13 protein-coding genes are annotated in these 12,776 nt (G+C 50.4%); 8 read left to right on the top strand and 5 right to left on the bottom strand.

Annotation, left to right across the window (positions count from 1 at the left end; genetic code table 11):
* Window positions 1-18: 18 nt before the first annotated feature.
* Genes P2W70_RS08000 through P2W70_RS07990 form a run of 3 tightly spaced genes read right to left on the bottom strand, consistent with a single transcriptional unit; the run spans window position 19 to window position 3,539 of the window.
* Window positions 19-999, bottom strand: a complete 981-nt coding sequence (locus P2W70_RS08000) for a UDP-glucuronic acid decarboxylase family protein (protein WP_276480919.1) — start codon at window positions 997-999, stop codon at window positions 19-21.
* A 31-nt stretch (window positions 1,000-1,030) separates the two neighbouring features.
* The gene (locus tag P2W70_RS07995) at window positions 1,031-2,353 is read right to left on the bottom strand and encodes a UDP-glucose dehydrogenase family protein (protein ID WP_276480918.1); all 1,323 of its coding nucleotides are present in this window, start codon (window positions 2,351-2,353) and stop codon (window positions 1,031-1,033) included.
* A 49-nt stretch (window positions 2,354-2,402) separates the two neighbouring features.
* Entirely contained in the window at window positions 2,403-3,539 is a 1,137-nt protein-coding gene (locus P2W70_RS07990; RefSeq protein ID WP_276480917.1) for a DegT/DnrJ/EryC1/StrS family aminotransferase, read from the bottom strand.
* A gap of 650 nt (window positions 3,540-4,189) precedes the next feature.
* Between P2W70_RS07990 and P2W70_RS07985 the strand changes: the two genes are divergently transcribed.
* Window positions 4,190-5,545 carry a 3-deoxy-D-manno-octulosonic acid transferase gene (locus P2W70_RS07985; RefSeq protein ID WP_276480916.1) on the top strand — a complete coding sequence of 452 codons (1,356 nt, stop codon included), beginning with the start codon at window positions 4,190-4,192 and terminating at the stop codon, window positions 5,543-5,545.
* A 15-nt stretch (window positions 5,546-5,560) separates the two neighbouring features.
* On the opposite strand, the gene P2W70_RS07980 is transcribed toward P2W70_RS07985, so the two are convergent.
* Window positions 5,561-6,271 carry a hypothetical protein gene (locus P2W70_RS07980; RefSeq protein WP_276480915.1) on the bottom strand — a complete coding sequence of 237 codons (711 nt, stop codon included), beginning with the start codon at window positions 6,269-6,271 and terminating at the stop codon, window positions 5,561-5,563.
* A gap of 75 nt (window positions 6,272-6,346) precedes the next feature.
* On the opposite strand from P2W70_RS07980, the gene P2W70_RS07975 reads away from it, so the two are divergent.
* Window positions 6,347-6,916 (top strand): thymidine kinase, encoded by a 570-nt coding sequence (locus tag P2W70_RS07975; protein WP_276480914.1) that lies wholly within the window; start codon window positions 6,347-6,349, stop codon window positions 6,914-6,916.
* A 101-nt stretch (window positions 6,917-7,017) separates the two neighbouring features.
* Here P2W70_RS07975 and P2W70_RS07970 read toward each other — a convergent pair whose 3' ends face one another.
* Complete coding sequence (locus P2W70_RS07970; protein ID WP_276480913.1) at window positions 7,018-7,917, bottom strand: DUF6263 family protein; 900 nt, start codon at window positions 7,915-7,917, stop codon at window positions 7,018-7,020.
* 121 nt (window positions 7,918-8,038) lie between these two features.
* On the opposite strand from P2W70_RS07970, the gene P2W70_RS07965 reads away from it, so the two are divergent.
* The 6 genes from P2W70_RS07965 (at window position 8,039) to P2W70_RS07940 (ending at window position 12,713) form a co-directional block, all read left to right on the top strand.
* The gene (locus P2W70_RS07965) at window positions 8,039-8,707 is read left to right on the top strand and encodes a heme exporter protein CcmB (protein ID WP_276480912.1); all 669 of its coding nucleotides are present in this window, start codon (window positions 8,039-8,041) and stop codon (window positions 8,705-8,707) included.
* Between the two features lie 190 nt (window positions 8,708-8,897).
* Complete coding sequence (ccsA, locus tag P2W70_RS07960) at window positions 8,898-9,569, top strand: cytochrome c biogenesis protein CcsA (RefSeq protein ID WP_276480911.1); 672 nt, start codon at window positions 8,898-8,900, stop codon at window positions 9,567-9,569.
* A gap of 7 nt (window positions 9,570-9,576) precedes the next feature.
* On the top strand, window positions 9,577-9,789 hold the full coding sequence (locus tag P2W70_RS07955) for a CcmD family protein (protein ID WP_276480910.1): 213 nt from the start codon (window positions 9,577-9,579) through the stop codon (window positions 9,787-9,789).
* Window positions 9,790-10,018: 229 nt separating this feature from the next.
* Window positions 10,019-11,428, top strand: coding sequence for a Glu/Leu/Phe/Val family dehydrogenase (locus P2W70_RS07950; protein WP_276480909.1), 1,410 nt, complete (start codon window positions 10,019-10,021; stop codon window positions 11,426-11,428).
* Window positions 11,429-11,661: 233 nt separating this feature from the next.
* Window positions 11,662-12,060, top strand: a complete 399-nt coding sequence (locus P2W70_RS07945; protein ID WP_276480908.1) for a nitroreductase family protein — start codon at window positions 11,662-11,664, stop codon at window positions 12,058-12,060.
* 92 nt (window positions 12,061-12,152) lie between these two features.
* On the top strand, window positions 12,153-12,713 hold the full coding sequence (locus tag P2W70_RS07940; RefSeq protein WP_276480907.1) for a DUF1003 domain-containing protein: 561 nt from the start codon (window positions 12,153-12,155) through the stop codon (window positions 12,711-12,713).
* The last annotated feature ends 63 nt before the right edge of the window (window positions 12,714-12,776 follow it).

Here is a 12,776-nt window from a genome sequence, read left to right as displayed (position 1 = left end):
TCTGGGGCAGTCAGGTCATTACCGGCTCACGAACTCTTTTGGTTGTTTGAACCATTCCTCCGGCTTCAGGGATTTGAAGTACTCATAAGTTACTTTCAATCCTTCTGCACGGTGTACTTTAGGTTCCCAACCCAGGATCTCTTTGGCACGGGTAATATCCGGCTTACGTTGCTTGGGATCGTCTTTGGGCAGGGCCTTGTAAATAATTTCCTGTTTGGTGCCGGTCAGTTTGATCACCTCTTCGGCAAATTCCTTCAGGGAGATCTCATCGGGATTACCCACGTTTACCGGCATATGGTAATCGCTCATCAGCAAGCGATAGATACCTTCTACGAGGTCATCCACGTAACAGAAGCTGCGGGTTTGCGAACCATCACCAAACACGGTGAGGTCTTCGCCACGCAGGGCCTGTCCGATGAATGCTGGTAAGGCACGGCCGTCATTGAGTCGCATACGGGGTCCGTACGTATTGAAAATACGAACGATGCGGGTCTCTACGCCGTGGAAGGTATGGTAAGCCATGGTCATGGCTTCCTGGAAACGCTTGGCCTCGTCGTATACACCACGGGGTCCTACCGGATTCACGTTACCCCAGTACTCTTCCGTTTGCGGATGCACCAGCGGATCGCCGTAGATCTCTGAAGTAGAAGCCACCAGGATACGGGCACCTTTGGCGCGTGCCAAACCCAGGCAGTTGTGCGTACCTAGCGATCCTACCTTCAGGGTCTGAATGGGGATCTTCAGGTAGTCGATCGGACTGGCCGGAGAAGCAAAATGGAGAATATAATCCAGGCTGCCCGGTACATGTATGAAGGTTGATACGTCGTGATTATAGAATTCAAACTGCTCGAGTTTGAACAGGTGTTCGATATTGCGCAGATCACCGGTAATCAAGTTGTCCATGCCGATCACATGAAAACCCTCTTTGATAAAACGGTCGCTCAGGTGCGATCCGAGAAATCCTGCTGCGCCGGTGATGAGTACTCTTTTTCTTGCCATGTTTTGTTGTTTGTGTGAAGGGGGTGTGACTTTACTTTTGTCCGGGAACGGCAGTTGCGCGTCCTATGCTTTCATAGTAAAAGCCTAATTCCTTCACGGCTGCGCCTTCAAACAGGTTGCGACCGTCAAAGATCACTTTGTTCTTCAGGCTGGTTACCATTTTAAGGAAGTTGGGTGTACGGAACTCATTCCACTCAGTGGCGATGATCAGGGCATCCGCTCCTTCGAGACAGTCGTACATGTTGTCGGCATAATCAACTTTGTCGCCGATCACACCTTTCACATTGGGCATTGCTTCGGGATCAAATACACTGAGGGTAGCACCCGCAGCTGTCAGGGCGTCGATCATATATAAGGCTGGTGCTTCACGGATGTCATCGGTATTGGGTTTGAAGGCCAATCCCCACATGGCAAAGCGTTTGCCTTTCAGGTCGTTGTTGAAATATTTCTGGACCTTGGGCATCAGGTGCAGCTTCTGCTTCTCGTTCACATCCATCACCGCGTTCAGGATCTGGAAGTCGTAGCTCACTTCGTTAGAAGATTTCACCAGGGCCTGTACGTCTTTGGGGAAGCAGCTTCCACCATAACCGATACCAGGGAACAGGAAACGCTTACCAATGCGGTCGTCACTGCCTACGCCACGGCGTACCATGTCAACGTCGGCACCGAGGCGCTCGCACAGTTGCGCGATCTCATTCATGAAAGAGATCTTGGTAGCGAGGAAGGAGTTGGCGGCATATTTGGTCAGCTCAGCAGAGCGAAGGTCCATGTTGATTACAGGGTTACCCGAACGCACGAACGGTGCATACAGATCGCCCATCACTTTCCGGGCGCGCTCGGAAGAGGCGCCGATCACCACACGATCAGGCTTCATGAAGTCATCCACAGCTACGCCTTCACGGAGAAACTCGGGGTTCGATACCACGTCGAAATCTCCTTTGTAATTCTTAGAAATGGCCGCATGTACCTTTTCGGCAGTACCAACAGGTACCGTGCTTTTATCGACAATTACTTTATAGTCTTTGAGAATCTTGCCCAGGTGATCCGATACACCCAGGATGTATTTCAGATCGGCAGAACCGTCTTCGCCGGGAGGCGTGGGCAGGGCCAGGAAGATGATCGCAGCATCTTTGATGCCTTCTTCCAGGCTGGTAGTGAACCGCAAACGTTCTTCTTTCAGGTTGCGCAGGAAGAGCTTTTCGAGACCGGGCTCATAAATGGTGATCTGACCATTGGAGAGCTTTTCTACTTTCGATTTGTCAATGTCTACGCATGTAACATCATTTCCTGTCTCAGCGAAACAGGTACCGGTCACCAATCCGACGTAACCGGTGCCTACAACAGCAATTTTCATAATGAAAGATTTTTGTAAGGGTTCAACAAAGCCTTATCGGGGCTAAGGTTTATGATTGTTTGTTTATAAATTCCAATACATTGCTGGTGATGAATTCGAGTTGGTCTGCTTCCAGCTCCGTATGCATGGGCAGCGAGATCACTCTTTCGGTCAACCAATCGGTAGTTTCCAGCACATAGGAAGAACCGCCGAAAGCCTCGAACATCTGTTGACGATGGGCGGGTACTGGATAATAAATCATTGATGGAATTCCCTTCTCTGCGAGATACTGATGCAGGGCATCGCGGTCTACACCTTCCAACAACAGGGTATACTGGTGAAATACGTGGTCGCAATAGGCAGCACGAAGGGGCGTGGTGATCTTTGGATGATTGGCAAATGCCTGATCGTAATGATCTGCCGCAGCCCGGCGCGCAGCGATATAGCTGTCCAGAAATGGTAATTTGACGTTCAGCACTGCTGCCTGGATAGAATCAAGGCGGCTATTGCAACCAACCACGTCATGGTAATATCTCTTACTCTGACCATGATTGGCAATCATTTTCATCTGGCTGGCTAACGCATCATCATCGGTGAATATTGCACCACCATCGCCATAACAACCCAGGTTCTTCGACGGGAAGAAGGAAGTAGCACCGATCGTACCGATCGTACCAGCCTTTTTCACCGAACCATCTTTGAACTTAATCGATCCGCCGATGGCCTGCGCCGTATCTTCAATCACATACAGGTTGTGCCAGCGGGCAATGTCCATGATGGCTTCCATATCGGCACTCTGTCCATACAGGTGTACCGGAACGATCGCCTTGGTTTTAGGCGTGATCGCTTTTTCTATGGCAACTGGATCGATACAGAACGTTTTGGGATCAACCTCCACAAACACGGGTTTCAACTTCAGCAAGGCTACCACTTCAACAGTGGCTATATAAGTGAACGAGGGTGTAATCACTTCGTCGCCCGGTTGCAAATTCAGCGCCATCATGGCAATCTGAAGGGCGTCTGTTCCATTGGCGCAAGGTATAACGTGTTTTACGCCGAGGTATTTCGTAAGAGCAGCCGTAAAATCTGCAACAGCCTTTCCATTTATAAATCCTGCACTATCCAATACTTCCTGAATACCTGCATCTACATCTTTCTTAATCTTAGCATATTGCTGTTTCAAATCTACCATCTGTATCGGCCGCATACTCAACGTTTTCGTTTTAAAACGGGCACAAACCTACCACAAAAAACTGGTATGTGCAATGGGCGTATCGTACAGTTAACAATGAAATCCGGAGATTTTCGATGCCTTCACGTAACAATACGTTCCGAAAACTCAAAAACTGTGCAGATTTTACCCAATTGCCCGCAATTGGTGTGCAATCCGCTTGCAGCAACAGTTTCAGACTGCCCACACGCAGATATTCAATATTATCCATATCTGTTTAACACCAAGGCCGAGTATGCCTATTGAAACCGGCTTCTACCTACTCTTTACCACCCTCCATCCCAGGGTCATCCCAGGGTCATCCTAGGGTTATCCTAGGGTTATCCTAGGGTTTTTACCCTGGCAATACCCTGAGATGTCCCTAGGATAACCCTACCAGGACCGAAGGAAGAGAGGTTGCAGATAGGCGGAATCGAGGCGCCACCAACTACAAATAGCCTATAAAAGATTACCTAACAGCTTGTTAGTGGCATATTCACGGGCCAGCCGAATGCTGGCCTGTTTACGGCCCAATTATCCTATGCGCTGAAAATCAATTTAGTAATCCTCTATTCAGCAAACTTTGCCGGGGTTGCGCCATCAATTTTTGGTAGTTTTCCCGACTTTTGCAGCTAATTGAAGAAACTGTGCACCTGTTATTTTACAACTTATTCTGCCGCCTTTATCTGCTGGGCATACGCCTGGCAGCACTGTGGAACCCGAAAGCAAAAGCCTGGATAGCCGGAAGGAAAGACGTGTTTGACCAATTGGTGGCAGCCTTCGACGACCGGCGCAACCCGGCAAGCCGGCGACCTTTTGGTGCCCCCGCCCAGCAGGCCACGGCAGACAGTGCCACCAATACTACCACACTTCCCAAACTCATTTGGATGCACTGTGCCTCCCTCGGCGAGTTTGAACAGGGACGGCCGGTGATCGAAGCCCTGCGCAGCCAGCATCCCGGTTGCCGCATCCTGCTCACTTTTTTCTCTCCGTCGGGGTATGAGGTAAGAAAGAACTATGAAGGGGCCGACCATATCTTTTACCTGCCGATGGACTCCCGCTCCAATGCACGCCGTTTCATCAACATCGTAAAACCCGACCTGGTCGTTTGGGTGAAATATGAGTATTGGTATCACTACCTGACCAACCTGCATAAACGGCAGATCCCTACCCTGCTCGTGTCTGGCATCTTCCGCCCCGATCAACCGTTTTTCAAGTGGTACGGCGGCTTGCACCGCAAGATGCTGAAGAGCTTTTCGCACCTGTTTGTACAAACACCCGACTCCCGCGAATTACTGGCCCGCATCGGATTCAATACGACCGTGACCGTCAATGGCGATACCCGCTTTGACCGGGTGGCTGATATCCTGCACAAATTCACCCCCATTCCCGCCATTGAGGCATTCTGCAGCTCGCACCCGACGGTGGTCGCCGGCAGCACCTGGCCCGAAGACGAGGAAGAACTGGATCACTATGCCAATACACACCCGGAGATGCGCTTCATCATCGCGCCCCACGAAATACATGAGTCGCACCTGAAGGAGATCGAAAAATTATTCAAGCATACCATCCGCTATTCAGTATTGCAAAAGCGGGTACCGGGTACGGTAAGCCGTGAGCAGCAGGTTACCAATACACTCATCATCGACAACATCGGCATGCTGTCGCGCCTGTACAAATATGCCACCATTACTTATGTAGGCGGTGGCTTTGGCAACGACGGTGTACACAATGTGCTGGAAGCAGCCGTGTACCACAAACCCGTGGTGTTTGGACCGGTATATGAAAAGTACATAGAAGCAGCTGAGCTGGTAGAACAGGGAGGAGGATTTCCCATCGATACAGCCCTCGAACTGGAGAAGATGCTGGATCAGTTCATCAACGATCCGGATGGATATAAAAAAGCCTGCCAACAGGCAGGCGATTATGTTCAATCGAAGGCAGGTGCCACGAAAACGATCTTGCAATTTATTGACGACAACCAGTTGCTGGGCAACCGCTGAGGCAACAGCCTGAGCCTAGGAGAAGCGTCTTTTTACCAATTGGTAGAAATGGCGGGTAATGTCTTTTGAATCATCCCAGCCCAGTTTGATCTTCAGCTCGCGCTCGATCCAATATTGCGCTTCGGGATAAATACGAAACCCATTGATGGTTTTAATGCTGCGCTCATACATCACTTCATCGCCCCTGAAGAGCTCACTGATAAATACAAACCGATCATTGATACCAATGGCCTTTTTGAGGTCACGTACAGGCGTATCGGTAAGCCGGTGTGCGATCTCGACCCGCTCTTCTTTTAACTTATCATTAAGAGAATATTGGGCCTGCGCCATCATTTCATTAAGCTCTTTGGCTGATGACTGATGGGCCAGCGTGGGTATTTCTGTAAGCGGATTGTATTGAAAGCCATTTTGGGCAGCCGCTGCAGGAGCATGAGAACCGTTGCCATTCTTCACCGGTTTTTCTTCCTGTTTCTCAACAGGTAAGGTCATCAATTCGGGCTCTTTTTCTTCCAACACAGGTGCAGCAATGGTCACCGTATTGTATACCGTACGTGCAGCCGGCATGACCACTGCTACTTTGGAGGAGCCCTTGGCCACACGGGAGGCTTCGGACAGGCGCATTAGTTCCGCCTCAATGAGTTGAGTGGTGACTAATAGTTGTTTATTATCGGCATTTTGTTGGAATTGTTCATTTAATTTGCCGATCAATTGTTGTAATCGCTCCATAATAGAATGAGTGGGTACTTTATGGGTTAGTAACTGACCATAAAGTTAACAATTATTATACCTATTTCCGTTAACATGTTCATAGAACCAAATATATCGGGCGAACGGCGTGGCTTTATCGAAGTGATCTGTGGCTCTATGTTTTCCGGTAAAACGGAGGAACTGATCCGCCGGCTGAAGCGGGCACGGATCGCCAACCTGAAGGTCGAGATCTTCAAGCCACGCATCGATGTGCGCTATCATGAGATAGACATCGTGTCGCACGATACCAATGCTATACAATCGACCCCCATCGACAACTCGCAGGTGATCCTGTTGCTGGCCGGCGAGGTGGATGTAGTAGGCATCGATGAAGCACAGTTCTTCGACGATCAGCTGCCCGATGTATGTGATCAGCTGGCTGCTAAAGGCACGCGCGTGATCGTGGCCGGTCTCGATATGGATTACACCGGCAAACCCTTCGGCCCCATGCCCAACCTGCTGGCCAAAGCCGACTTCATCACCAAGCTGCACGCCATTTGCGTACGCTGTGGTAATATCGCCAATTTCTCCTACCGCAAATCGGCCTCCCCGGGCCAGGTGTTACTGGGCGAGAAAGATGTATACGAACCCCGCTGTCGCAAATGTTATTACGAAGGTCAATAGCTTATTGCCAGGTAGCTCCTGAAAAAAAGTTTGCCGGCAACAAGGCCGGCAAGCTATAAGTTCGGGCAGGTAGTAATCGGCCTCCGGGGCTCGATCGGGAGCTATAAACGTGTAGTCACCGACTTACCGGTTATTTTCATCCCGCTACCACCGGCACCCGCCAGGGCCTGGTTGATCTCGCTGCGGATCAGCATGCCGGTTTTCGGGTCCACTACCAGCGTTCCTTCCTGCGTACCATTCATCGTCATATTGGCTTCCGTCGTGATCTCGTCAATTACGCAACGCAGTGACAACAGCACCTCTTTCGCGGTAATAGATTGAACGGTATACGTGTTGGTCATTTTCATGTTCTTGGCGCCATGGGTTTCGAGCTTTTTCACCCAACTGTCTCCTACTTTCACGGGCTTACCGGAGAAGATATTGAAAGACTGCTGAATTTGTTCTTTCATGGATTCTGCATTGAACTGCTTCGACATACCATCCCGCATGCCCTGCCTCATGGCTTCTGGTACGTCGCCACCGCCAGCCGCCGAATCGATCATATTCTCCACCACCTTTTCAAAACCGGCGATGTTCGAGAGCTCACCGGTTTCGCTCATGGTCATCGTGAAGGACTGCCCCCTCAATCCGTGAAACAGCAGGGCTACCACCGTCATCGGGTTGGCCGCATCGAAAGCAGGTTTGGGCTGGTCGGTATCGATGTCCATGGAGTTTGTACCCATGTCCATTTTCATGACAGCCCGGTTATAGGTGGCTTTGATCAGCTTGTTGGAGCCATCCGCACCGGTCACTTCCAGGCTAAGCCCCATCCCAACTTCCATGGTGAGATTACCCTGATCGGTGAAAACCTCCGATTGGTAGTCGAAGAAGTAGCTGTATTTTTCTCCCACGGCAGGTTTCAGCCGAAGGTCGAGGGTCTGTGCCTGCAGTGCAGGCACACAGCACAGCAATAAAAACAACAAAGAGCACAAAGAGGGCACAATAGGCAGGTTACGCTTCATAGTGAGGAGTTATAGGCCTGTAAAATAGTAAATACTTTGGCCCGTCCTAAAACCTTTACGGCGTAACCTGCCGCAAATTCCGGGTAAAAAGCGCCGAACGCGTTAATTTCGCGCAACTATTATGGCCGGTAATCAATCAAAACATATCTGGGCTCTGGTAAAAAAGGACTTCCTGCTCGAGATCAGGCAACAGTATACCTTCTATGGCATCCTGCTGTACGTGGCGTCTACCATCTTCGTATTGTACATGTCGATGGGTGAAGGTCCGGAAGAAAAAGTATGGAACGGCCTGTTCTGGATGATCCAGCTCTTTATTTGTATCAATGCGGTGGCCAAAAGCTTTCTGCAAGAAAGCAAGGGCCGGATGCTTTATTTCTATACCATTGCCGGCGCCCGTGATTTTGTATTGTCCAAGCTGATCTTCAATGTGGTACTGATGATGGTGATGAGCCTGGTCAGCCTGCTCCTGTTCCAGCTTTTCCTCGGCAACCCGGTACACAACCCCTTGAAGTTTATCGGTATCGTATGCCTGGGTGGTTGCAGCCTCAGCCTGGTTTTCACCTTTCTGGCCGCCATTGCTGCCCGCGCCCAGCAAAACGCCGCCCTCATGGCCATTATGGGCTTCCCTCTCATCATTCCGCAGATATTATTGCTGATGCGCATCTCCAACGCTGCCTTCGCCGATGTGATCCAGGCCGGCCTCACCAGCATCGTGCTGATGCTCGTGGGCCTCGATATCATGGTAATCGCCCTGGCCGTGATCCTCTTCCCTTTCTTATGGAAAGATTAACAACTGCACTGCGGGTATCCGAAACCCTTGGCAGGCCCTGCCGGTAGCCTTGATCTGGCCTATACCGGCAGGCCAAGTAAATTTCTGTTTTAAGACCCCTTCCCCTAATTTTGCCCCCTAATTCAGGTAGTTGGCAAGTCACACCCCGATCCTGCAAACGCCAATATCTATCATACAATAGCTCGGAAATATGCGCCAGTACTGGTGGAAAATACTTTGTATCGTCTTGCTGCTCTACACATTTATTGCAGGCTTTTTAGTGAAAGTGCCTGAGATCGGCAACCTCTATCAAACGATCCGTAATCTCTTCTTCCATGTGCCCATGTGGTTTGCTCAACTGGTATTGATCACCGTATCACTGGTGTATTCGATCCTGTACCTGCGCAATCCCAAACCACAGTATGACCTGTACGCGCTGATGTACGTACAAACCGGTACCGTATTGGGCTGTCTCGGCCTCGTTACCGGTATGATCTGGGCCAATTATACCTGGGGCACTCCCTGGAACAACGACCCCAAGCAATTGGGCGTTGCCATTGCCCTGCTCATCTACCTCGCCTATTTTGTACTGCGCAACTCCATGACCGACCTCGACAAAAGGGGCCGTGTGGCAGGCGTATATAACATATTCGCTTATTTCATCTATATACCCATGATCCTGATCCTGCCCCGCCTGGTAGAATCTTTGCACCCTGGTGGCAAGGGCGTGGAAGGAAATCCCGGATTAAATGGCGGCGACCTGGATCCCACCATGCGTAAAGTGTTCTGGCCTGCAGTGATCGGATGGTCCCTGCTCGGCGTATGGATCACTACCCTGTATCTGCGGTACAAATTGCTGGAAGAGAAAAAACACGCACATTAATATTCGCATGAAGAAGTTACTCATTACCCTGTTTACGCTGTTGCCGGTTTTATGGGCAAGTGCACAAGGCGAAGAAACCCCCACCCAGGTAGCTACCGGCTTACGGGCTGATGGAAAGATCTATGTGGTACTGGCAGTAGCCGTCACCATCCTGCTCGGACTGATCATTTATATCGTCCGGCTCGATCGAAAGATCACCCGGCTTGAAAAGGGTCAGTAGTCGCCCGATAGCGCCCAACCGTTGAAGTGAAGTTCTTACTGATAATCGCATGAATCCCCCGACCTGATTCGGGGTTACTTTTTTTACGGACGAACATCACAATAAAATTTTTGTTACGTAAGGGCAAATATTCGTGATGGCCCATCGTTCAGCTAGGATATCTTTCACGGTGTGCTATTGACGATCATCGTATCAGTGTTTAACGATTCACCATAAAAATTGCTTAATCATGTCAGAGTACAGTTTTTTTGGCGCGGTAGAAAAGAGTTTTGATAAAGCCGCGCAGTTCACCAAATGGGACCCGGGTGTCCTGGAACAGATCAAACAATGTAATGCCGTATACCGGATGCACTTCCCCGTCAAGATCGGCGAAAAGATCGAAGTGATCAAGGCATACCGCGTACAACACTCGCACCACAAGTTGCCCTGTAAAGGCGGTATCCGTTTTGCGATGAGCGTGAACCTCGATGAGGTAATGGCCCTTGCAGCGCTGATGACCTACAAGTGTGCGATTGTAAACGTTCCCTTTGCGGGTGCGAAAGGTGGTATCACCATCGACCCCAAGAAATATACGCCGTATGAGCTGGAGAAGATCACCCGTCGCTATACTTCGGAGCTGATCAAGAAGAACTTCATTGGCCCCGGCATCGACGTACCGGCCCCCGACTACGGAACCGGCGAACGCGAGATGGCCTGGATCGTGGATACCTACCAGAGCATGCGCCCCGGCGAGATCGACGCCATGGGTTGCGTAACCGGTAAACCCGTTACACAAGGTGGTGTACGTGGCCGCCGCGAAGCTACCGGCCTGGGTGTATTCTACGGTCTGCGCGAAGTATTGAGCATGAAAGACCAGATGGACAAGCTGGGACTTACTACCGGTGTAGCAGGCAAGCGCATCGTGGTACAGGGCCTCGGTAACGTGGGCTACCATTCTGCCAAGTTCTTCCAGGAAGCAGGTGCCAAGGTCGTTGGCCTGGCCGAATTCGAAGGCTCTATCTGGAGTGATGAAGGACTGGATATAGACGCTGTATTCGAGCACCGCAAAAAGACGGGCTCTATCCTTCACTTCCCCGGTGCCAACAATTTCGCCAAAAATACCGACGCCCTGGAAATGGAGTGTGACGTATTGATTCCCGCCGCGCTCGAAGCAGTGATCACCGGTGAAAATGCACCTCGTGTAAAAGCCAAGATCATTGGTGAAGCCGCCAACGGTCCGTTGACGCCCGAAGCCGATGAGAATTTTGCCAAACGCGGTATTCTCGTTGTGCCCGATATGTACCTCAACGCAGGTGGTGTAACCGTATCTTACTTCGAATGGTTGAAGAACCTGAGCCACGTACGGTACGGTCGTATGGAAAAACGTTTTACAGAGAACCTCAATACCCATATCCTCGGCCAGATCGAAGGACTGACCGGTAAAACGGTAGACCAGAAAGAACGTGAATTCATCATGCATGGTCCCGATGAGGTTGACCTGGTGCGCAGCGGTCTCGAAGAAACGATGATCACCGCCACCCGCGAGATCATGGAAGCCTGGAAGGCCAATCCACAGGTACCCGACATGCGTACAGCTGCCTACCTTGTTGCCATCAACAAAGTGGCCACCAGCTACGCCGAACTCGGTATCTTCCCATAATGCTCCAATTTCTCTTGTTGTGTTGCTTGCAGCAAGAAATTGAATACAAAGCCATCCGTTGCTCGCGGATGGCTTTCTTATTTTCAGGTAGCGCTCCCAGGCAGCCCTGCGGGGGGAATGCTGCTATTGAACCCCTAACTTATTGATAGCAGGCGCCTTGTACCCATGCCCACAATTAGTTGCCAGCCGCCTGAAAATAAAGTAGATTTAAGTAACCTTAAAACTGCTGCTATATGGAAAAATCCAAGCTTTACCCACAAGCGTATTTCCCGGCCGATAAGATCGAGCAGATCCTGCACAAAGTCATACAGGCCCCCAAACACGAAGAACCAGCGAGCTTTTATTACCTCACCCGTGGTGATGAATCCTGGCGCTTTGAGCAGGAAGAAGAATACTTCGCTGCCTACCGGCAGGAACACGACAATTCATTCCTTAAACGGACCTATCGCCAACTGGTGTTCAAGATCAGGTACGCGCGAAACAATTATACCGACATTACGGTAGTAGCACCTACCAGCCAGGAGATCGACAGCGTGTTCAGCACCTTCGACAAACTATATCCGTCTTCCAAACAGCAACCATCTACCGGACAGCCTTCTATCTATGCTGCCATAGCACCCGAAGCGTTGTAGTGTAAGGCCATCAATCAACCAGGTTATGGCCATGCCCGATATTAAACGTAATTTGGCGTAACAGAATTGATTACGTTTAATAAACTATTGATATGGCCACGCCGGAAACAGTAAAGAACAGGATCACCGAGGAAGAAGCACAGCTGAAGAAGTTGCAGGAGATCGTCGCCGAGTCGATCAAAGAAGAAGAACTGATCATCAACAACCTGCTGCACCCACCCACCGATGTATTGTCGCGTGGACAGCGGCTCTCCGACAAGGTCGCCCGCTTTGGCGGCAGCTGGAAATTCATCATCTCTTTTATTGTGATCCTGATTGCCTGGATCATTTTTAACCTGATCAGTTCGGGCAAAGAAAAGTTCGACCCCTTCCCGTTCATCCTCCTCAACCTGGTATTGTCGTGTATAGCTGCCATTCAGGCACCCATCATCATGATGAGCCAGAACCGGCAGGAAGAAAAAGACCGCAAACGGGCCGAGAACGATTACCTCGTCAACCTCAAAGCCGAGTTGGAGATACGCAGCCTGCAACAAAAAGTAGACCTTTTGCAGCAGCAACAGATCAAAGCGCTGTACGATATGCAATTGGAACAACTGGAGCAATTGGAGCACCTGAAAAAGATATGCGAGCGGTTGCATGCGAAAGGGATATAGCGCAGCACCTGCAGGCGCCATCCCGGAGCTGATGGCTGTCGTTACAGCAGTCAAACCGGCCAG

Source organism: Paraflavitalea pollutisoli (genome assembly GCF_029360705.1).
In the GTDB taxonomy this organism is placed as follows: Bacteria; Bacteroidota; Bacteroidia; order Chitinophagales; family Chitinophagaceae; genus Paraflavitalea; species Paraflavitalea pollutisoli.
This window is presented reverse-complemented; position numbering and strand designations above follow the sequence as displayed.

Bases quoted from the DNA above. Each gene is read 5' to 3' on its own strand.
- P2W70_RS08000 (WP_276480919.1), bottom strand. From the start codon at position 999: ATGGCAAGAAAAAGAGTACTCATCACCGGCGCAGCAGGATTTCTCGGA.
- P2W70_RS07995 (WP_276480918.1), bottom strand. From the start codon at position 2,353: ATGAAAATTGCTGTTGTAGGCACCGGTTACGTCGGATTGGTGACCGGT.
- P2W70_RS07990 (WP_276480917.1), bottom strand. From the start codon at position 3,539: ATGCGGCCGATACAGATGGTAGATTTGAAACAGCAATATGCTAAGATT.
- P2W70_RS07980 (WP_276480915.1), bottom strand. From the start codon at position 6,271: ATGGAGCGATTACAACAATTGATCGGCAAATTAAATGAACAATTCCAA.
- P2W70_RS07975 (WP_276480914.1), top strand. From the start codon at position 6,347: ATGTTCATAGAACCAAATATATCGGGCGAACGGCGTGGCTTTATCGAA.
- P2W70_RS07970 (WP_276480913.1), bottom strand. From the start codon at position 7,917: ATGAAGCGTAACCTGCCTATTGTGCCCTCTTTGTGCTCTTTGTTGTTT.
- P2W70_RS07965 (WP_276480912.1), top strand. From the start codon at position 8,039: ATGGCCGGTAATCAATCAAAACATATCTGGGCTCTGGTAAAAAAGGAC.
- ccsA (WP_276480911.1), top strand. From the start codon at position 8,898: ATGCGCCAGTACTGGTGGAAAATACTTTGTATCGTCTTGCTGCTCTAC.
- P2W70_RS07955 (WP_276480910.1), top strand. From the start codon at position 9,577: ATGAAGAAGTTACTCATTACCCTGTTTACGCTGTTGCCGGTTTTATGG.
- P2W70_RS07950 (WP_276480909.1), top strand. From the start codon at position 10,019: ATGTCAGAGTACAGTTTTTTTGGCGCGGTAGAAAAGAGTTTTGATAAA.
- P2W70_RS07945 (WP_276480908.1), top strand. From the start codon at position 11,662: ATGGAAAAATCCAAGCTTTACCCACAAGCGTATTTCCCGGCCGATAAG.
- P2W70_RS07940 (WP_276480907.1), top strand. From the start codon at position 12,153: ATGGCCACGCCGGAAACAGTAAAGAACAGGATCACCGAGGAAGAAGCA.